The 20291-nt window shown below is 73.3% G+C and carries 14 protein-coding genes; 3 read left to right on the forward strand and 11 right to left on the reverse strand.

Features of this window, described 5'->3' with window-relative positions; translation table 11 throughout:
• Positions 1 to 104: 104 nt before the first annotated feature.
• The 4 genes from mycP to eccB form a co-directional block, all read right to left on the reverse strand.
• On the reverse strand, positions 105 to 1391 hold the full coding sequence (gene mycP / locus ACZ5ON_RS30635) for a type VII secretion-associated serine protease mycosin (RefSeq protein WP_465599517.1): 1287 nt from the start codon (positions 1389 to 1391) through the stop codon (positions 105 to 107).
• Between the two features lie 141 nt (positions 1392 to 1532).
• Complete coding sequence (locus ACZ5ON_RS30640) at positions 1533 to 1829, reverse strand: WXG100 family type VII secretion target (protein ID WP_465599519.1); 297 nt, start codon at positions 1827 to 1829, stop codon at positions 1533 to 1535.
• A 74-nt stretch (positions 1830 to 1903) separates the two neighbouring features.
• Positions 1904 to 2203 carry a WXG100 family type VII secretion target gene (locus ACZ5ON_RS30645; protein WP_465599521.1) on the reverse strand — a complete coding sequence of 100 codons (300 nt, stop codon included), beginning with the start codon at positions 2201 to 2203 and terminating at the stop codon, positions 1904 to 1906.
• A 192-nt stretch (positions 2204 to 2395) separates the two neighbouring features.
• Positions 2396 to 4012: a type VII secretion protein EccB gene (gene eccB, locus ACZ5ON_RS30650; RefSeq protein ID WP_465599523.1), complete on the reverse strand. Its 1617-nt coding sequence runs from the start codon at positions 4010 to 4012 to the stop codon at positions 2396 to 2398.
• 342 nt (positions 4013 to 4354) lie between these two features.
• Here eccB and eccE point away from each other — a divergent pair, with 342 nt between their 5' ends.
• The 3 genes from eccE (at position 4355) to ACZ5ON_RS30665 (ending at position 8969) form a co-directional block, all read left to right on the forward strand.
• Entirely contained in the window at positions 4355 to 5650 is a 1296-nt protein-coding gene (eccE, locus tag ACZ5ON_RS30655; protein WP_465599525.1) for a type VII secretion protein EccE, read from the forward strand.
• Positions 5650 to 6417: a hypothetical protein gene (locus ACZ5ON_RS30660; RefSeq protein WP_465599527.1), complete on the forward strand. Its 768-nt coding sequence runs from the start codon at positions 5650 to 5652 to the stop codon at positions 6415 to 6417. The genes eccE and ACZ5ON_RS30660 overlap by 1 nt, the downstream gene beginning before the upstream one ends.
• A 389-nt stretch (positions 6418 to 6806) precedes the next feature.
• The gene (locus tag ACZ5ON_RS30665) at positions 6807 to 8969 is read left to right on the forward strand and encodes a nucleotide-binding protein (protein ID WP_465599529.1); all 2163 of its coding nucleotides are present in this window, start codon (positions 6807 to 6809) and stop codon (positions 8967 to 8969) included.
• A gap of 81 nt (positions 8970 to 9050) precedes the next feature.
• On the opposite strand, the gene ACZ5ON_RS30670 is transcribed toward ACZ5ON_RS30665, so the two are convergent.
• From ACZ5ON_RS30670 to infB, 7 genes are all read right to left on the reverse strand, one after another.
• Complete coding sequence (locus tag ACZ5ON_RS30670; RefSeq protein ID WP_465599531.1) at positions 9051 to 9995, reverse strand: bifunctional riboflavin kinase/FAD synthetase; 945 nt, start codon at positions 9993 to 9995, stop codon at positions 9051 to 9053.
• 60 nt (positions 9996 to 10055) lie between these two features.
• Positions 10056 to 13676, reverse strand: coding sequence for a serine protease (locus ACZ5ON_RS30675; RefSeq protein WP_465599533.1), 3621 nt, complete (start codon positions 13674 to 13676; stop codon positions 10056 to 10058).
• Between the two features lie 327 nt (positions 13677 to 14003).
• Positions 14004 to 14909 carry a tRNA pseudouridine(55) synthase TruB gene (gene truB / locus ACZ5ON_RS30680; protein WP_465599535.1) on the reverse strand — a complete coding sequence of 302 codons (906 nt, stop codon included), beginning with the start codon at positions 14907 to 14909 and terminating at the stop codon, positions 14004 to 14006.
• Between the two features lie 47 nt (positions 14910 to 14956).
• Positions 14957 to 15967, reverse strand: coding sequence for a DHH family phosphoesterase (locus ACZ5ON_RS30685; RefSeq protein ID WP_465599536.1), 1011 nt, complete (start codon positions 15965 to 15967; stop codon positions 14957 to 14959).
• A 119-nt stretch (positions 15968 to 16086) separates the two neighbouring features.
• On the reverse strand, positions 16087 to 16530 hold the full coding sequence (rbfA, locus tag ACZ5ON_RS30690; RefSeq protein ID WP_465599538.1) for a 30S ribosome-binding factor RbfA: 444 nt from the start codon (positions 16528 to 16530) through the stop codon (positions 16087 to 16089).
• 153 nt (positions 16531 to 16683) lie between these two features.
• Complete coding sequence (locus ACZ5ON_RS30695) at positions 16684 to 16980, reverse strand: DUF503 domain-containing protein (RefSeq protein ID WP_344640484.1); 297 nt, start codon at positions 16978 to 16980, stop codon at positions 16684 to 16686.
• 132 nt (positions 16981 to 17112) lie between these two features.
• Positions 17113 to 20238, reverse strand: coding sequence for a translation initiation factor IF-2 (infB, locus tag ACZ5ON_RS30700; RefSeq protein WP_465599540.1), 3126 nt, complete (start codon positions 20236 to 20238; stop codon positions 17113 to 17115).
• Between the last annotated feature and the right edge of the window lie 53 nt (positions 20239 to 20291).

The raw sequence follows: 20291 nt of genomic DNA on the forward strand, positions 1-20291 counted from the left end.
TACTGGTCACCCCCCCCAACCCCCCACCCCCCCCCCCCCCACCCCCCTCCCCCCCCCCCCCCCCCCCCCCGCCCCCCCCCCCCCCGCGGCCGTCCTGTTGGCTGTCAGCCCTCGTTGCGGCGCTTGCGGTCCCGGACCACGATCGAGCCGCCCGCCAGACCCGCGACCAGCAGCGCGCCCGCGCCCACCGCATAGGTGCCGGTCCGGCTGTCCTTCTGGGCCTGGGTCTCCCCGAGGCCGAGCGGCTGCGCGACGATCTTCGTGGTGTCCAGCTGCACCGGCTTGTCCGGAACCGGGGCGTCCTCGGGCGGGGCGTCACTGCTGACGGCCTTCACCGGGTCGACCACGCCCCATCCGATGAACCGGTTGGCACCGGGCTCGGTGCGCTGCGCGGTCTGCTCGATCCGGGCCCGGATCTGCTTGGCCGTCCAGTCCGGGTACTTCGCCTTCAGCAGCGCGGCCACCCCTGCCACGTAGGGGGCGGAGAAGCTGGTGCCGTTGTCCACGCACTGGCCGTGCCCGGGAACGGTGGAGAGCATCTCCACGCCCGGCGCCGCGACCTTCACGAAGTCCCCGTACTGCGAGAACGAGGCACGCTCGTTGTTGCGGTCCGAGGCACCGACCGCCAGGACGGTGTCGAAGGCCGCCGGGTAGGTGGGGCCCTCCCGTCCGTCGTTCCCGGAGGAGGCGACCACGACGATGCGGTCGTCGTCGGCATCCTTGATGACCTGCTGAAGCTCGGCCTTCTGTGGGAAGTTGCCGCTGTCGTCGGTCGCCCGGACGTCCTGCGAGATGTTGATGACGTCGGCTTTGACCCTGATCGCTTCCTTGATCGCGTCAATCAGAGTCGCGACGTCACCGCTGCCCTGGCTGTCGTTCTGCCGGATCGCGTAGATCTTGGCGTCCGGAGCCAGTCCGACGAAACCCGTCGCCGAGTACGGCTTGGCCGCGATGATCCCCGCCACCTTGGTGCCGTGGCCGACCGTGTCATCGGTGCTCTTGCCGTCGACCTGCTTGCCGTCCTTGTCCTTCAGGAGCGACGTGCCGGCGTCCACCTGGCCGTCCAGCTGCGGGTTCCTGTTGTCCACCCCGGTGTCGATCACCGCGACCTTGACAGGGGTCTTGTCGGGCTTGAGACCCCGCTTCGTGCCCCCGTCCCAGAGCTGGTCGAGCAGCACCCGCTGGAGCGCCCACGGCACGCCCTGGACGTCCGCGGCCGGGTTGCCGCACTCGGCGGACGCCGCTATCCCCAGCGGCGACCAGCGCAGGGCCGCCGAGTCGCTCGGATCCGGCGACGGCTGCGCCGCGTACGCGGGCACGCTCGCCAGGGTTCCGATCACCCCCAGTGCGACCAGTCCCGCGGCAGCCCTGCGGTAGGTACCCAACGACACCTGTCTTCCCCTCTGATCCACCCGATGTCGTGCGCGCGGGCGCCCGCGCGCCAGGGCCTGGAACAGGCCCAGGGCGGGCGCCCGTCCGGACGCCCGCCCTATCTGCACCACTCTTCGCGCCCCGGTGACGGGGCTGCGGGCTCAGGCGCCCCAGATGCCGGCGTTGCGCTGCTCGGTCGACTGGTAGCTCTGCGCGGCGTTGTCCAGCGAGGTGGCGATCTGGCCCAGGGCCTGCTGCAGGTCAGCGGCCTTGGTGTCCCACTCGCGCTGGCGGGCCTGGTAGCCCTCCTGCGCCGAGCCCTGCCAGCTGCTGGCGATCCGGGTGACGCCGGCCTTCAGCTCGTCCAGCTGCGACTGGATACGCGCGGCGGTCTGGCGGACCTCCTGGCTGGCGTTCTGGATGGTGGAGAAATTAACGAGAATGTGCGACTCGGACACGGTGTCTCCTTCTGGATGGAATCGCGGCGGCTTTCACGGCAGCCGATGAGTTACGGGCGCTTCGGCGCCGTGGCTCAGAACGAGCCCCTCATCGACGACTGCTGCTCCTGCTCGGTCTGCGAGTACGCCTTGGTCGTGGCCTCGATCGCGTGCCTGATGTCCTCAAGCACCTTGTTCAGATCCCTCGCGTCGTCGTTGAAACGCGTCTGCAGCTGCTGGTAGGCCTGAGCAGCCTGACCCTGCCAGCCGCTCTTGATCTCGTCGACGAGCGTGTTGAGTCGGCCGATCTCCCCCTGAATCTGGCTGCTCACCTCACCGATCCGGTTGGCGAAAGCAGTCATTTCTTCAGCGGTCGTCGTGAACTGACCAGACATGGTCCACCGTCCCCCATGAGAACAGACATCCTGACCGACGGCCCTGACAACGGACCATCCGTCAAACATCACGGTGTGATGTCCTGAAGCACTGTAGTCGCCATCCGCAAGTCACCCAACACCGGGAGTACGGCAGTTACCAGATGATGACACTGCAACAGTTATCAACTGACGCAGTGTCACACCTGTGCATCAGGCGTTCTGCGCCTGGAGCGCGGCATTGGTGTTGAGCACCGGCCCGGCCGGGACCAGGTCGGACCAGGCACGCGGGACCAGGGTGGGCTGCACCTTGTCGTAGCCCAGCCGGGCCTGCGCCTCGTTGCCCTGCTGCGCGGCGGCGCCCTGCGGGTCGGCGGGCGCGCTCGTCGCCGGCGGCGCCCCCTTGGCGTTGGGGCCGTCGTTGTTGCTCGGCACCGAGTAGCGCAGACCGGTCTCGGTGATCAGGAAGTTGCTGCCCGAGCTGTCACCGCTGCCCTTGCCGTCCACCGCGCGGAACAGCAGGCCGTGGCCGGGCGAGACGTGCGCACTGGCGGAGCCGCTGCTGACCTGGGCCGGGTAGTCGGTGTAGGCCCAGACCGAGCGCTTGATGTTCTTGTCGCCGTCCCAGCCCTCGAAGGTGCTGCAGAGCACCGTACGGGCTCCCTTGCCGTCGTTGACCGCGTGCTCGGCGGGCTTCTCCTTCGGCATGTCCTTGGGGTCGCCGTCCATCATGGTGGGGTCGACGCTGTCCTTGAGGCTCGCGTAGTCGTTCGGCGAGAGCTCGGCGAACCTCGGCGTCGTGCCCGAGGGGTAGGCGTCCTTCAACGCCCGGCTGTTGCGCATCAGTTCGGCCTGGAAGGCGGAGATCTGGTAGAGCTTCTGTGCGCCCACCACGTAGTAGGTCTTGTCCTGGAACGACAGCAGTCGTCCGACCGTCCGCTCGCCCTGCTGCGTGATGTTCACAGTGGAACGCCCACCGATGTTGTTGCCGGAGGGCATGGTGGGGAACTTGATGGGCGCCCCGTCCCCCAGGGTGGCCAGCCACTCCTTGGAGACCTGCTCTTTCTGGGCGTCACTGCCGAACAGCGCCGCCTCCATCCCGTGGCGGTCGATCGGATCGGTGCTGTTGTCACCGAGCGCGTGCTTCATGCCCGCCTGGTCGATCAAGTACTCGCTGGCCGGCAGGTCCTTGTTGTTGACGTCCTGCGCACCGTCCTGCGGGCCCTGCACGAACAGCCACTGACCGCTGCCCAGCACCAGGTCCGACCGCTGCAGCATCTTCTTCTCGCTGTCGGCCGCGACGAACACCGACTGGTTGATGGTCGCCTGCTGCCCGCCCACCCCCGGCCGGTCGCACACCGACCAGAGCTTCGCCTGCGCCGCGTCGTCCGGCTTGGGCAGCCGGTCCGGGGCGTACGGGATGCCGATGGTCGCACCGTGGTTCTTGTACGCGTCCAGCGCCGAGTCCACCACCGGAACGACCTTGGCCCCGGCCGGCAGCACCAGCCTGGCCGAGGCCATGTTCAGCACCTGGTGCAGGTACTTCTCGTTGGTCTTGGGGTCGACCAGCACCACGTAGCGGGTGGTGGAGTCCTTGCCCTGGATGATGCTCTTGCCGTCGTCCCAACCCTTGGGCGCGGTGGGCTTGATGACGCCCCACATTCCGAAGCCGGCCACCACGACGGCCGCCACCACGATGCTCGGCAGCACGGCGCGCACCGGACGCGGGGCGTCCTCGTCGCTGCCGCCACCCCCCGGCTGCAGGAAGGCGCCCACCATGCGCTTGCGCGCGAAGGTGTAGGCGTTGAGTTCGTCGCGGCGTGATGCCATCTTGTCGTCTCCCCTGTTCGACCGATAGCCGGACTGGCCCGACAGCCCCGGCCCGGCACCTGTGCGTACGTCAGCACGATTGGTCCATGCGCGAGTCTGCCACCCGGCGGGCACGAGGTGCAGCGAACCCTCTACGATGCAAAGCCTCTACGATGCGGCAGCAGACGGTGAGTACGGTACGGGTCCGGTCTGCCGACCAGCCAACCGGGCCGTGATATCTGATCAGAGAGGTTCACGCGGGGGATGCCAAGCCAGACCGCTCCAGAGCGACGCAGCACATCGCACGGCAGGAGCAACGGCGGCCAACGGAACGGGGGCAGGGGGACGCGCCGCTCGACACCGGTGCGGTCCGGGGGCGACACCGCCCCGATCGCGGTGAAGGTCCACCCGCGTCCCGGCCTGCTCGGAACCCGTCTGCGCCTGCAGCAGCTCGTTCTCATCGAGGTCGCCGCCGCGCTGGTCGCGGTCGGCTGGACCATCAGCAAGGCGATGGCCGGGGTGTTCGCGGTGCCCGCCGTGCTGCTGGTGGTCGTCGCACTGCTGCCGCTGGGCGGCCGCACCCTGCCCGAGGGCCTGCAGGTGCGGATGGGGTACAGCGCCCGCCGCAAGCAGGCCCAGCGCAACGTGCCGCCGCCGGGCACCGACCCGGCGCTGGCGCCCGCGCTCGAGGTCGAGCCGGCGCTGCGCACCTACACCCACGCCACCGAGGCCGACCTCGGCGGCGGCCGCCCGCTGCGGCGCGAGACCGGCATGGTCGGCGACGGCACCTTCCTGACCTCCATCCTGCTGGTGCAGTCCAAGGACCAGCCGCTGCGGCCCGCCCGCACCACCCTGCCGCTGCCGCTGGACGTGATCTGCTCGGCGCTCCAGGTGGACGACATCGCCCTGGAGTCGGTCCAGCTGGTCCAGCACACCCAGCCCGCGCCCGCCCCGCACCTGCCCGAGCAGTCGCTCGCCGCCCGCGCCTACCACCAGCTGCAGGACGGCCTCAGCACCCCGGGGCTGCGGCTCACCTGGGTCGCCCTGAAGCTCGACCCCGAGGCGGCGGCCACCGCCGTACTGGCCCGCGGCGGCGGCGAGGAGGGCGCCCGCAAGGCGCTCCAGCGGGTGACCGACCAGCTGGCCGGACGGCTCAACGGCGCCGGTTTCACCGCCACCGTGCTGGACGAGCGCGAGCTGATCGCCGCACTGGCCATCTCGATCTGCGCCAACCCGATCGCCGTGGCGGGTCGTCAGGGCACCGGCGGCGGTGGCGGAAGCAGCCGCCGGACCCAGGAGAGCCGCAAGTTCTGGCGGATCGACGACCGCTGGCACAGCACGTACTGGATCTCCAAGTGGCCGCAGCTCAGCCGCCCCGGTGGCGCCCCCGGCCGGATCGCCGCCCCCGACCTGGTCAACCTGGTCACCGGCACCCCCGCGCTGGCGAGCACCTTCAGCCTCACCGCGAGGCGGGGCACCGGCGGTTCGGTCGGCATCAGCGGGCACGTCCGGGTGACCGGGCGCAGCGAGAGCGAAGTCGCCCAGATCGGGCGGCTCGTCGAGACCCGCGCACAGAGTGCCGGTGTCGGCCTGACCCGGCTCGACCAGGAGCAGGCGCCCGGTCTGCTCGCCACGCTGCCCCTGGGAGGGACTTCCTGATGGCCTATCAGACCTACCCCGCCCAGCCGGCCGATTCGGAGGCCGACCGCGCCCGCAGCGCGCTGCGGATCCGGCCGGGCTTCGGCCTGCGCGGCCCGCGCCGCGAGCAGCACGTCCTCGCCCCCGAGGACCTCTCCGCGCTCTCCTTCCCGGTCGGCGACGACGGTGTGGTCATCGGCGTCGACGCGCAGCAGCAGCCCGCCGTGCTGGGACTGTTCCGGCCGACCCCGTACGAGGTGGTGCTGGTCGGCGGCATGTGGACGGCGCAGATCATCGCGCTGCGGGCCGCCGCCACCGGTGCCCGGGTCGCCGTGGAGACCGGACGCCCGCAGGCCTGGGGGCCGCTGGCTCAGGCTGCCGGCGGCGGCCAGCCCTGCGTGACGGTGCATCACGTCGGGCGCCTCGGTGCCCAGGGTGCCTCGGTCACCTCGCCGGTGCTGGTGGTCCGCGACCTCGGTGCCCGGCCGCCGCGCAGCCGGCTGTCCGCCACCCCGTGGCAGACCACGCTCACCCTGCTGCCCTACCTGGGACCGAACGCAGCCCGGGTGCTCAACGCCGCCGACCTGGTCGGCATCCAGCGGCTCTCGCCGCAGGAGGCCGAGGTCGTCGCGCGGGTCCTCTCGCTCGGCGAGCAGGACGTGGCGTCGCTGCCGACGCTGCCCGACAACATCACGCTCTGGGCGACCAGGATGCGGCAGCAGTTCGTGATGACCAACCCGGTCGAGTCGGAGGGCCAGCTGCTGGGCGGCCCGCGACGAATGGACTGAGCGGAGCGCCGTGGGGGCGCGGGGAACCGCGCGAGGCGGAGGAATCCGGGCCGCACCGAGCGCGGTCGGCAGGTCGCAGTGCCCACGGGGGCCGTCGGGGTGCGACCGGGCCGGCCGCACGGGGCCGCCCGACGCGGAAGCCTTCCGCCACACGCGGCTCCCCGCGCCCCCACGGCCCGCCAGTCAACCGAAGTGCCTCCAGGGGGAGGAGGTGAACAGCCGGTGAGATTCACTCCAAAGGCGGTTGTCAACGCCCCTCGAAGCCCTGGTGAAGGCACGTGAACCCTGGCGTGAGTTCCGGCACCGCCTTCAGGTGACCGCGAGTCACGTCCTAGTCTTGATGCCCGACGGCACCGCGAATCAGCGGCGGCGAAAACGAGGGAGCCCAAGTGAGCAGCGATCGGGACGGCGTCTACGTCGGCGACAACGCGGCAGAAGACGACGACGACTGGTCGGACGTTCCTGACTACTCGCCGCCGTCCTGGTACACCCAGAGCGCGGAGCCCCAGGCGGGCGCGCCCGCGCCGACGACCGCGCCCGCACCCACCCCGGTGCCGGCGCCCGCGCCCGCCCCGGCGCCTACCCCGGCTCCGCCGCCCGTGCCGGTCGCTGAAGCGGCTCCGGCTCCGGCGCCGCCCGTACCGCCGGCGCCGGGCCCGTCCGCCGTTCCGAACAACCCGTACGCCGGCGGTGAGCAGCCCCAGTTCGCACCGCACTCCGAGGCGCCCGCCGCGGAGCCGGTGCCGCCTGCCCCGGCTCCGGCTCCGGTCACCGCCCCCACTCCGCCGCCCGCGCCGGTGGAGTCGGCGGCGCAGCCCGTGTCCGCACCCGTCGAGACCGCGGCGGCCCCCGCTCCGGTGCCTGCTCCGGCTCCGGCCCCGGCCCCGGCTCCGGCTCCGGCCGCCCCCGAGCAGCCGGTTCCGCCGCAGGCCTGGCCGCCTGCCGACGGTGCGCCGCAGGCCGGTCCCGCGCCGGTGCCGGCACAACCTCCGTACCCGCAGGAGGCGGCCCTTCCGCCGCAGGCGCCCCAGACGCCCCAGCCTCCGCAGAATCCCCAGCAGGCACCCCAGCCGCCACAGGCTCCCCAGAACCCGCAGGCGCCGTGGCCGCAGCAGCCTCCGGCACCGACACCGGCCACCGCCCCCGCCACGCCCGCCCCTCCGGTGGACCCGCGGCAAGGCGGCTGGCCGCAGGCCGGCAGCTACCCGCAGCAGCAACAACAGAGCTACCCTCAGCAGGCCGTACCGCAGGCGACCGCGGCGTACCAGCAGGGCGGCCAGCAGCCGATGGCCCACGGCGCCGCGCTCGGTTACACGGCCGCGGTGGAACTGTCCTCCGACCGCCTGCTGCGCGGCCAGCCCAAGGCGCAGCGGCAGCAGCCCCGCTTCCAGTTCGGCGGCAAAGCGGCCCAGGCCGACAAGGCGCGCCGGCTGGAGATCATCCGTACGCCGGTGATGAGCTGCTACCGGATCGCGGTGATCAGCCTCAAGGGCGGTGTCGGCAAGACCACGACCACCACCTCGCTCGGGGCCACCCTGGCCAGCGAGCGCCAGGACAAGGTGATCGCGATCGACGCCAACCCGGACGCCGGTACGCTCGGCCGCCGGATCAAGCGTCAGACCGGTGCGACCATCCGCGACCTGGTGACCGCGATCCCGCACCTGCGCAGCTACATGGACGTCCGCCAGTTCACCTCGCAGGACCTCAACTCCGGTCTGGAGATCCTGGCGAACGACGTCGACCCGGCCGTCTCGACCACCTTCAACGACTCGGACTACCGCCAGGTCATCCAGGTGCTCGGCCAGCACTACCCGATCATCCTGACCGACTCCGGCACCGGTCTGCTCTACAGCGCGATGCGCGGGGTGCTGGACCTGGCCGACCAGCTGATCATCGTCTCCACCCCCAGCGTGGACGGTGCCAGCAGTGCCTCCACCACCCTGGACTGGCTCTCCGCGCACGGCTACGCCGACCTGGTGCAGCGGTCGATCACGGTGGTCTCCGGGGTCCGCGAGACCAGCAAGATGATCAAGGTCGAGGACATCGTCGCGCACTTCCAGACCCGCTGCCGCGGCGTCGTCGTGGTGCCCTTCGACGAGAGCCTGGCGGCCGGTGCCGAGGTCAACCTGGCGATGATGCGGCCCAAGGTCCGGGACGCGTACTTCGAGCTGGCCACCCTGGTCGGCGAGGACATCGCCCGCGCCCAGCAGGCGGCTCAGGCCCAGGGCGGCTGGGCCCCGCAGCAGCAGTACCCGCAGCAGGGGCAGGCCGGCGGCTACCCGCAGCAGCCGTACCCGCAGCAGGGCGGCTACCAGCCGCCGCCCCCGCCCGGCGGCTACCCCGGCCAGCCCGCGCCCGGCGCCCCCTGGGCGCCGCAGCCGGGCCAGACCCCGCCGCCCGGGTACCCCGCCCCGCCGCCGCAGGGCGGCACGCCACTACCGCCGGAGTGGACCCAGCAGGCCGGCGAGCGCCCCGGCTACGGCTACCCGCCGCCGCCCGAGGGCCAGCAGCCCCCGCAGGGTTACGGCTACCCGCCGCCCCCGCAGCAGTGAGCGACGCGCAACGCAGCGGACCCCGCCGACCAGCACGGTCGGCGGGGTCCGCTGCTTCACGCCGCTGTTCGCGGCCGACTCTCAGGAGCCGTCGGTCAGTTCACGCGCCCGCTTGACGTCGTCGGCCATCCGTTCCAGCAGCGCCTCGATCGAGTCGAACTTCTCCATCCCGCGCAGATACGCCAGGAAGTCCACCGCCACGTGCAGGCCGTACAGGTCGAGACCGATCCGGTCGATCGCGTACGCCTCCACCGTGCGCAGGGTGCCGTCGAAGGTTGGGTTGGTCCCCACCGAGATGGCGGCGGGCATCCGCTCGCCACCGGCGGTCAGCCAGCCCGCGTACACCCCGTCGGCCGGAATCGCGCTGTGCGGCACCGTCTCCACGTTCGCCGTCGGGAAGCCGAGCTCCCGTCCGCGCTGCGCGCCGCGCACCACCACGCCCTCGACCCGGTGCGGCCGTCCCAGCACCTCTGCCGCCCCCGTCATGTCCCCCTCCGAGATCAGTCTGCGGACCAGGGTCGACGAGAAGGGCTCGCCGTCCCCGGCCGCTCCACGCACCTTGAGGTCCACCACCTCGACCTCGAAGTCGGCCTTGCGGCCGAGCTCCGCGAGCAGCTCGACGCTCCCGGCCGCCTTGTGCCCGAACCTGAAGTTCGGTCCCTCGATGACCAGCCGCGCCCGCAGCGCGTCCACCAGCACCTGCTGGACGAAGGCCTCCGGCGACTCCTTGGAGAACTCCGGCGTGAACGGCAGCACCAGCACCGCGTCCACCCCCAGCTCGGCCATCAGCTCCGCCCGGCGCGGCTGCGGCGCCAGCAGCGGCGGGTGGCTGCCCGGCCGGACCACCTCGCTCGGGTGCGGGTCGAAGGTCACCACGACGGTCCGTACGCCCAGCTCACCGGCACGCTCGACCGCGCGGCCGATGATCAGTTGATGACCCCGGTGCACACCGTCGAAGGATCCGATGGTGACGACGCTGCGCCCCCAGTCCCCGGGGACCTCCTCCAGGCCACGCCAGCGCTGCACCCTGACCGCTCCTCGTTCCTGGCGCACGCTCTGTACGCTCCCATGTTCCAACCTGAACCCCTATAGCGTGCCATGCGCCCGAGTCGGCTTCGGCACCGGAAGGCCTCCTGCGCGCGACGGTGGGCGCGGGACACCGCGTTCGGCCTCCGTGGCGGCGTACTGCGGGTCCCTCCCGGCCGCCACCAGACCCCGCATCCGGGCCAGCAGCGGCCCGCCGGCCGGCGGCCTCCCGGCGGCCGGCCACTCGGCCAGCAGCCGCGCGAAGGACGCCGAGCGGCCGGCGCAGCGGACCAGCCCGGCATCGGCCCGGGTCGTCCGCGCCGCGATCGTGCGGACCAACTCCCGCACCCGCTCGGGCTCGTGCTCCGCGCAACGCTCGGCCAGCGACTCCAGCACCGCCGTCAGGACGCCCTCGTCGCCCTCGCCCGCCAGCAGCTCGTCCAGCACCGGCCCGCGTGCGGGCAGGCCCGGCGCCGCCAGTCGTACCGCCAGGACCCGCCGCACCGGTGCCGGCCGTGCGGTGAGCCCCAGCGCCCGCAGCACCTCCAGCGGCTCGGCACTGGGCCGGCGGGTCACGGCCGGCCCCGGGGTCCGGGGCGTCTCCCCGCTCGGGGGTTCCGGGGGCCCTGCGAGCAGCCGGTCCAGGTAGTCGGCGATCTGCCCGACCCGCTCGGGGTGCTCGCGCAGCAGCTCGGCGGCCAGACCGAGACCTCGGCGGGCCACCGCCGGATCGGGCACCTCGGCGAGCACCCGCAGCGCTTCGGCCATCGCCGCGCCGGGCGCCGCCAGGCGCTGCCGGAACGCCGCCAGTACCTGCTCCGGCCACTGGGCCAGCGCGGGGGCCAGCGCCCGGGCCGTGACGAACGGGTCGTCCGCCAGGTACCGCGCGATCGCCGCCGCCAGATACCGCCCCCGGCTCTGCCCGTCGCGCACCAGCAGCGCCAACGCCGCACCGTGCAGCGCGGGTTCGTCCTCCCGGGCGAGCAGCGCGGTCGCGGTGAAGCGCAGCAGTTCCAGTCCGGATCCGGTCGCGTACGGCGCGGTGCGCAGCGCGTGCACCGCGGCGGCCACGTGCCGCTCGGGACGGGGGTCGTGGCTCCAGCGGTCGACGGCACGGCAGAGCGCGGAGGGTTCGTCCGCGGCGAGCAGTGAGAGCAGGGCGTCGGCGCGGGGGTGGGCGGTCTCCACCAGGCACTCGGTGAGATCGTCCAGCGCGAGCTTCCGGTGGGCGTACAGCAGGTCGTGGGCGAGGTCGGCGACGGTGCTCCCGGAGCGCGACGTGAGACGGCGGTCGTCCTCGAACCAGCGGCACAGCAGCCCGATCGCCGTGTGCGGTTCGGCGGCCAGCAGCTCGGCCGTCGCGGCCCGGAAGGCCGGGGTGGCGTCATCGGCCCGGACCAGAACGCGGAGCAGGTCCAGTCGGTCCGCGGGAGCCAGCGGCAAGGCGGCCCAGAAGGCCGGCCCGAACGCACCGGTCCGCTCACCGCGTTCGGCGAGCTGCGCCAGCAGCGGCCGGTGAACCGCGAGGTCGGTGCCGGACCGCAGGGCGGCGGAGAGCAGGTGCCCGGCCCACCAAGCGGGCTCGCTGCCGGCCGGTGCGAGCTCCAGCGCCCGCCACAGCCGGTACAGCCAGCGGTCCAGCGCCTCGGCCCCCCAGGTGGTGCCGATCCGGGCCAGCGCGACCACCACGGGCCCGGCACGGTGTCTCGGCACCCGGTGCGCTGTTCCTCCCGGCGCTCCCGCCGCGCGGGCGACGGAGGCCCGGCCGCGTTCCGGTTCTCCGTCGGCCGGCGGCTGCTCGGGCCCATCGCTGCCGCCCTCCGCCAGCAGCAGCCGCAGCGCGCCGTCCAGGTCCAGGTGCTGCCCCTGCAGCCACTCGCCGAACTCCTCGTACGCGGGCCGGTATCCGTCCCCGACCGCAACGAAGAGCCGCTCGCCGAGCACCGCCGAGGCCCAGCCCCCGGTGGTCGGGAACAGCAGCTCGAACGCGTCCGCCGACAGCCCGCCGTGGCCCGAGCCGAGCATCTGCCGGGCCGCCTCGTGCACCCGCCCGGCGACCACGGCGGCCAGCCGCCGAACCCGGCCGGGTTCGGCGGCTGGCGACCGCGGCCCGCCCCTGCGGTGCGAGCCGGGCCGCCGCGCCTGAGCGCCGTCGGCCAGCCGGTCGGCGATCCGCAGGCAGAGCAAGTCGAGGTAGCCCTCGAAGAGTTCGCCGCGCCGGGGCGGTGCGCCGTGCCAGCGCACGCCCGCCGCCCGCAGCTCTCCGGCGATCCGCAGGGCCAGCGGGTGCATCGCCTCTGCTGCCGCCAACAGGCGTTCGTTTCCCGCGACTTGAACCCCGGCTTGACCGCCGTCCGCGGCCTTGGGCGGCCCCGGCAGCCGGAGCGCCAGCCCGTACCGGCGCGCGGCCCGCTCGGCGGCCTCCTGCGGCAGCGGGCCGATCCCGTGCACCAGGGCCGCTTCGACCCCCGTACCGTCCGTACGCTCCCACTCGGCCCACTTTTCCGGGCGGCAGGCGGTCAGCAGGCTCGCGGACGCCGCGCGCAGCCACTGCGAGGTCGCCCGCAGCCAGGCCGCACCGGCTGCCGCGGGCGCCTCCTCCGGCGCGTCCAGCACGACGAGCAGGGGTCTCCCGGCCTCGACGCAGAGCCGCGCGGCCTGCCCGGGCTCGGGGGCGTCGACTCCGAGCAGCCCGGCCGAACGTGCCAGGGCCCGGCCCACCGGATCCGCCAACGACCCGTCCCCGGCGCGCAGTTCGGCACCGCGCAGCCATAGCGTGGGCAGCGGGTGGCGCCCGCCGGCCCGGCGGACCGCCAGCGCGGCCAGCTCGGTGGTACGCCCGCTGCCGGGGGCGCCGACCAGCACGGTGAACGGGCCCTGCGGCTCCTCGCCGGTGAGACCGTCCGGCCGGTCCACCCGGTCCGCGGCCAGGTCGGCGATCCGTCCGGGCCCCGCGACGGCCGACCCCAGCTGGGCGGAGGCCAGTTGCAGGACCCCGGCCGGATTGAGCGCCCGCCCGTGCGCGGGGACGCTGACCGCGTTCCGCGCCACCAGCTCGGTCAGCGCACCGGCCGCAGCGGCGTCCCCGCCGGTCACCAGCGGTACGGCCACCACCCCGCCCGTCTGCCCGGCCGGCAGCGACGGGACGACGACCCCGAGCACGGCCCCGGTCCCGGCGTCCACCACCGGCGCACCGGCCGGCACCGCCGCCGTCAGGTCCAGCCACAGCGCACCGGCGATCAGATGGAACTCGTCCTGCCAGGGGTACATCGCGGTGCCCGTCCCGAGCACTCCCCCCTGCGCCGACGCCGCCGTGCCGCCGGTGCCGGAGTACGGCACAGCGACCGGCTCCCCGCCCCTGCCCGGGCCGCCGATCGGCAGCGGCGGCACCGGCAGGCCGCCGACCGCCTCCGTCCGCACCAACGCGAGGCCGTGCCGTGCGAGCGGTTCGATGCGGTCTGCGCCGAGCACCCGCGCCTGCCCGCCCCCGGTGTGCAGGACCAGCCGGTCCAACCCGGCCACCGTCTCGTGCGCGGTGACCACGGTGCCGTCCAGGTCCGCAGCGAAGCCCAGACCCCGCATCCGGCCGTCCGGACCGCAGATCCGCAGCAGCGCCTGTCCCGGGTCGGCTGCCGCCCAGGACCATCCGTCAGCCGTAACAGACCACCGACCAGCGGCCATCAGCCCGCCCTCCCCGCAGGGCCGCGAACGGGTCCCGCTCTGCGGGGAGGCCCGCCGCAGCCGCCGTACGCACCGCCGGGAGCCTGCCCCCGGGGGCGGGCGGAGCACCGCAGCCACACCCTGCACGCCGAGCTTTCACCTCGCGCGCCCGCCCGTCCGGGTGAGCTCCCCCGGTCCTGGGTTTCCCGTCAGCGCGGGGACGCAACGGACGCGACGGCTGCCTCAGGCGGCACAGGGGAGGACAGACCCCGGCACGCCCAGGGCATGACCACGGCAGCACGGCCGCGCGGTCGCCCACCGCCCCCGGGGTTCCGCTCCGGCCGGTCGTCAGCCGACGAAGACGGCCACCGGGCGGGCGCTGCCGCCCCGTTCCTCCACCAGCGCGAGGAAGCGGCCCTCCGGGTCGAAGACGGCGATCGGCCCTTCCACACCCAGCCCCGGGGCCTTCAGCTTCATGCCGTTGGAGAGCAGCCTGGCCTGCTCGCCGTCGACGTCCCAGCGCGGGAAGGTCGCGGCCGCCGCATCGGCGATCGGCAGCACCTCGAGCTTCTCCTCCAGCTGCTCCAGGGTGTGCGCGGACTCGAGCCCGTACGGGCCGACCTTGGTGCGGCGCAGCGCGGTGAGGTGGCCGCCCACCCCGAGGTCAGCGCCGAGGTCGCGGGCCAGGGCCCGGATGTAGGTGCCGGAGGAGCACTCGACGGTGACGTCGAGGTCGATCACGGGCGTGCCGTCCTCCGCGACCGCGGCCCGCTGGTCGTGCACCGTGAAGGAGTGCACCGTCGTCGCCCGGGCGGGGATCTCGAAGTCCTCGCCCTCCCGCACCCGGTGGTAGGAGCGCTTGCCGTCGATCTTGATGGCGCTGACCTTGGACGGCACCTGCATGATCTCGCCGGTCAGCTTGGCGATCCCGGCCTCGATCCGCTCCCGCCCGATCCCCGAAGCGTCGGCGGAGGAGGTGACCTCGCCCTCCCGGTCGTCGGTGATGGTGTTCTGCCCGAGCCGGATGGTCGCCTCGTAGGTCTTGGCGGTGAGCATCAGATGCCCGAGCAGCCGGGTGGACCGCTCCACTCCGATCACCAGGACGCCGGTGGCCATCGGGTCCAGTGTGCCCGCGTGCCCGACCTTCCTGGTCCCGGCCAGCCGGCGCATCCTGGCGACCACCCCGTGCGAGGTGAGGCCCTCCGGCTTGTCGACAATGACCAGGCCGTCGGGGCCGGTTCCCTTACGCTTCATCAGTTCTTCTCTGTGCGGATCTCGGTAGGAGGTTCGGAAATCAGGGATCAGCCCGGGCCGAGCGCGGCCCGGAACCGGGCGATGGCCGCCGGTACTTCGTCGCGGGCCGCGAACCCGGCCGCGAACTGGTGCCCGCCGCCGCCGAGTCGGGCACAGACGGCGGATACGTCGATCGCACCCTTGGCCCGGCAGGAACCCCGCAGCGTGCCGTCCGGGTCCTGCTTGAGCACCAGGGCGACCTCCGCCTCGGCGGGGCGGCGCAGTACATCGATCAGGCCCTCGATCTCCTCGACGGTCACCCCGAACAGCACGAGGTCCTGGTAGGGCACCCAGGTCCACACCAGCCCGAGTCCGCCCGCCGCCTCGGGCTCGTACACGGCCCGGTCGAGGGCGGCGGCGAGCACCTTGAGATAGCCGAAGGAGGAGGTGTCCCACAGGGTGCGGGAGATCAGGTCGTGCCGGATACCGGTGGCCAGCAGCCGCCCGGCGAGTTCGTGGGTCGCCGGGGTGGTCGCCCGGTACCGGAAGGACCCGGTGTCGGTGGCGATCCCGGTGTAGAGGCAGGTGGCGAGCTCCTGGTCGAGCGGCACGTCCAGGCGGCGCAGCAGTTCGTCGACCAGGACGGCGGTGGCCGGGGCCTTCGGGTCGATCAGGCGGTGGGTGCCGAAGCCGGGGTTGGAGGCGTGGTGGTCGAGAACGATCAGGACGGGGGCCGCGAAGGCCTTGCCGTGCAGCAGGCCGAGCCGGCTCTCGGCCGCGACGTCCAGGCAGACCACCAGTTCCGGGACGTCCGGCACCTCGGTGGCCGGGACGATCAGCTCCTGGCCGGGCAGGAAGGCCAGCGACTCGGGGACCACCTGGGGGTCGTCGCCGAAGGAGACCCGCACCCGGTGGCCGAGCCGGCGCAATGCGATACCGGCGGCCAGTGCGGAGCCGAGCGCGTCCCCGTCGGGGCTGATGTGGCAGATCAGGTCGATCGTCCCGGCCCGCCGGATGGCCTCGACCACCCGCTGCCACTCCGACTCGGCCAGGCCCGCCACCGGCGCGGCCCCCGCCACGGACCGGGCGGATCCGCCCGGTGACTCAGTGCGAGGCCCCGGAAGCACCGCGAGGGCACCCTCCACCGTGTTGGTGGAAGATGCCCCCTGGCCGGCCGGAACCGGCTCGGCGGTCACGGCTACTCGTCCTCGTCGTCGCGCTTGGAGCCCGGCGCCCGGTAGGGATCCGCGTCTCCGGCGTACTTCGCCCCGGCGGCGGCCGTGCGGACGGCGGCGTCGGAGATCCGCGCCTTGTCCAGCAGGTCGTCGATGGTCCGGGCGGTGTCCGGCAGGGCGTCCGCGACGAAGGTCAGCGACGGCGTGAAGCGCACCCCGGTCTGCTTGCCGACCTCGGAGCGGAGCACGCCCTTGGCACTCTCCAGAGCCGCCGCGGTCGCCTCGCGCTCGGTCTCGTCGCCGTAGACCGTGTAGAAGACGGTGGCCTCGCGCAGGTCTCCGGTGACCCGGGTGTCCGTGATGGTCACGTAGCCAAGGCGCGGGTCCTTGATCCGTCGTTGCAGGGTCTCGGCCACCACCACCTGAATGCGGTCGGCGAGCTTGCGCGCCCTTGCGGTGTCGGTCACGTTGCCTCCTCGTACGGTGGGCTCGGTACCCGGGTCAGTGCTCCACCCGGCGGGGCCCACGCCCCAACGTACCTGCCCGCGCCCAGCCTTGTGGGCGCTGTCGGTCCTCGCCGGTGTGACGGTGGCGACTTCAGCACCGCCGTACCCGGCTTCTCACTCATCGTCGTCGTGGTGGTAGCGCCTCCTGGCGGAGAGCAACTGCACCTCGGGGCGGCCGGCGACGAACCGCTCACAGCTGTCCAGTATCTCGGTGACGTACCCGGCGTCGCCGGACACCACCGCGAGGCCGATCTCGGCCCGGCGGTGCAGATTCTGGTTCCCGGTTTCCGCTGCGCACACGCTGTACTTGCGCTGCAGCTCGGCCACGATGGGCCGCACGATCGAACGCTTCTCCTTGAGCGAGTGGACGTCGCCGAGGAGCAGGTCGAAGGTGAGTGTTCCCACGAACATGTAAGGCAGGTCTCGCCGACCTGAAGGCCTCGTAGGACCCCCTTGAACAGGGGCGTACGAGGACCCTACACAGCGAGACCGGGGCCGGTCGACGGGATAATCATCCCGCCGACCGGCCCCGGCAACCGGCACTTACGAGCGCGGCTTCTCGCGCATCTCGTAGGTCTCGATGATGTCGTCGACCTTGATGTCGTTGAACGACCCCAGGGTCACACCGGCCTCGAAGCCCTCGCGGACCTCGGTCGCGTCGTCCTTGAAGCGGCGCAGACCCTCGATGGAGAGGTTCTCCGCCACGACCTTGCCGTCGCGGATGAGGCGGGCCTTGGCGTTGCGGCGCAGCAGGCCCTCGCGGACCAGCACACCGGCGATGTTGCCGAACTTGGAGGAACGGAACACCTCGCGGATCTCCGCGGAGCCGAGGCGGACCTCCTCGTACTCCGGCTTGAGCAGACCCTTGAGCGCTGCCTCGATCTCCTCGATCGCCTGGTAGATGACCGAGTAGTACCGGACGTCGACGCCCTCGCGCTCGGCCGCGGTACGCGCACGGCCCTCGGCCCGCACGTTGAAGCCGATGATGATGGCGTCCGAGCCCATCGCCAGGTCCACGTCGGACTCGGTGATGGCACCGACTCCGCGGTGCAGCACCCGGAGCTCGACCTCCTCGCCCACGTCCAGCTTGACCAGGGCGTCCTCAAGGGCCTCGACCGAACCGGAGACGTCACCCTTGATGATGAGGTTGAGCTGCTCGATGGAGCCGGCCGCGATGGCCTTGTCCAGGTCCTCCAGCGAGATCCGGACCCGACGCTGCGCGAAGGCGGCGTTGCGGTCGCGGGCGGCACGCTTCTCGGCGATCTGGCGAGCGGTGCGGTCCTCCTCGACGACGATGAAGCTGTCGCCGGCGCGGGGCACCGAGGTCAGACCGAGCAGCAGCACCGGGCGGGACGGACCCGCCTCCTCGACGTTGTTGCCGTTCTCGTCCAGCATGGCGCGGACACGGCCGTAGGCGTCGCCGACCACGATCGAGTCACCGACGCGGAGGGTACCGCGCTGGACCAGGACGGTCGCCATGGCGCCGCGGCCCTTGTCCAGGTGGGCCTCGATGGCGATACCCTGCGCGTCCTGCTCGGGGTTGGCCCGCAGGTCGAGCGAGGCGTCCGCGGTCAGGACGACGGCCTCCAGCAGCTCGTCGATGTGCAGCCCCTGGCGCGCGGAGATGTCGACGAACATGGTGTCGCCGCCGTACTCCTCGGCCACCAGGCCGAACTCGGTCAGCTGGCCGCGGACCTTGGTCGGGTCGGCACCCTCGACGTCGATCTTGTTGACGGCGACGACGATCGGCACACCGGCGGCCTTGGCGTGGTTCAGCGCCTCGACCGTCTGCGGCATGACACCGTCGTTGGCCGCGACCACCAGGATCGCGATGTCGGTGGACTTGGCACCACGGGCACGCATGGCGGAGAACGCCTCGTGACCCGGGGTGTCCAGGAAGGTGATCGGACGGTCTTCGCCGTTCACCGAGGTGGTGACCTGGTAGGCACCGATGTGCTGGGTGATGCCACCGGCCTCGCCGGCCACCACGTTGGACTTGCGGATGGCGTCCAGCAGGCGGGTCTTACCGTGGTCGACGTGACCCATGACGGTCACGACCGGCGGACGCGGAGCCAGCGCGGCCTCGCCGCCCTCGTCGGCACCAAAGTCGATGTCGAACGACTCCAGCAGCTCGCGGTCCTCGTCGTCCCGGCTGACGATCTCCAGCACGAAGCCCATCTCGCCGGCCAGCAGCTCGAGGGTCGCGTCGGAGACCGACTGGGTGGCGGTGACCATCTCACCGAGGTTGAACATCACCGAGACGAGCGCGGCCGGGTTGGCGTTGATCTTCTCCGCGAAGTCCATCAGCGAGGCACCGCGCGACAGCCGGACCGTCTGGCCGTTGCCGCGAGGCAGCATCACACCGCCGACGGACGGGGCCTGCATGGCCTCGTACTCCTGGCGCTTCGCCCGCTTCGACTTGCGACCACGGGCCGGACGGCCACCGGGACCGCGGCCGAAGGCACCCTGCGTGCCACCACGGGCACCCGGACCACCCGGACGGCCGCCGAAGCCACCCGGACGCGGGCCGAAGCCGCCGCCACCGGCACCCGGGGCACCGCCGCCGGGACGGGGGCCACCGAAGCCGCCACCGGCCGGACGCGAGCCCGGACCGGCCGGACGGCCGGCGAAGCCCGGACGGGCGCCGCCGCCACCGGGACCACCCGGACGGCCACCGGGGCCACCGGGGCCACGGCCACCCGGGCCCGGACGCGGGCCGGGACCGGCCGGACGCTGCGGCATCATGCCCGGGTTCGGGCGCGGCATGCCGGACGGGGACGGACGCGGACCGGCCGGACGGGGCATGCCGTCGGGACGGGGCGCACCGGCACCCGGGGCACCCGGACGGGGCGCGCCACCGGGACCGGCGGCGGGACGCGGACGGTCACCACCCGGACGGGGCGCGCCACCGGGACCGGCGGCGGGACGCGGACGGTCACCACCCGGACGGGGCGCGCCACCGGGACCAGCGGCGGGACGCGGACGGTCGCCACCCGGACGCGGACGCTCACCCTGGCCGGGAGCACCGGCGCCCGGACGCGGACGCTCACCCTGGCCGGCGCCGGGACGGCGGTCGCCGGGACGGGCCATACCGGTGGCGCCGCCCGAAGTGAAGGGGTTGTTGCCCGGACGCGGACCGGCCGGACGCGGGCCCGGACGGGCCGGGGTCGCCGAGGTCGGGCGCGGGCCCGGGGCGGCCGGACGAGCCGGAGCCTCACCGGCCGGGGCCGGGGAGGAGAACTCGGCCGCCGGGGCGGCCGGAGCCGGCGCGGCGGGACGCGCGGCCGGGCGCGGGCCCGGGGTCGGCGCGGCCGGACGCGGCGCGGCGGGGACGGCCGGGGCGGCGGGAGCCGCGGCGGCCGGAGTCGGACGGGGGCCCGGGGTCGCCGTGGGGCGCGGGCCGGGGGTGGGGGCACCCGGCTTGGGTGCGGCCGCGCCGGTGGCACCGGCGGGCTGGGGCGCCGCGGGCTTGCGCGGGCCAGGCTTTGCGGCGGAACCGCCAGCAGGCGGCGTCGCTCCCAAAGCGTCAGTCAACTTACGAACGACCGGCGCCTCGATCGTCGAGGACGCCGAACGGACGAACTCACCGAGCTCGGTGAGCTTGGCCATGACGGCCTTGCTCTCCAAGCCAAGCTCCTTGGCGAGTTCGTATACCCGGACCTTAGCCACTTCGCTCCTGTCTACGTGTCCGGGGTGATCGTCCGCCGGACTGTCGCTACTTC

It is taken from the genome of Kitasatospora sp. NPDC032150, from assembly GCF_055579945.1.

Bases quoted from the DNA above. Each gene is read 5' to 3' on its own strand.
- ACZ5ON_RS30645 (WP_465599521.1), bottom strand. From the start codon at position 2,203: ATGTCTGGTCAGTTCACGACGACCGCTGAAGAAATGACTGCTTTCGCC.
- eccB (WP_465599523.1), bottom strand. From the start codon at position 4,012: ATGGCATCACGCCGCGACGAACTCAACGCCTACACCTTCGCGCGCAAG.
- ACZ5ON_RS30660 (WP_465599527.1), top strand. From the start codon at position 5,650: ATGGCCTATCAGACCTACCCCGCCCAGCCGGCCGATTCGGAGGCCGAC.
- ACZ5ON_RS30675 (WP_465599533.1), bottom strand. From the start codon at position 13,676: ATGGCCGCTGGTCGGTGGTCTGTTACGGCTGACGGATGGTCCTGGGCG.
- truB (WP_465599535.1), bottom strand. From the start codon at position 14,909: ATGAAGCGTAAGGGAACCGGCCCCGACGGCCTGGTCATTGTCGACAAG.
- ACZ5ON_RS30695 (WP_344640484.1), bottom strand. From the start codon at position 16,980: ATGTTCGTGGGAACACTCACCTTCGACCTGCTCCTCGGCGACGTCCAC.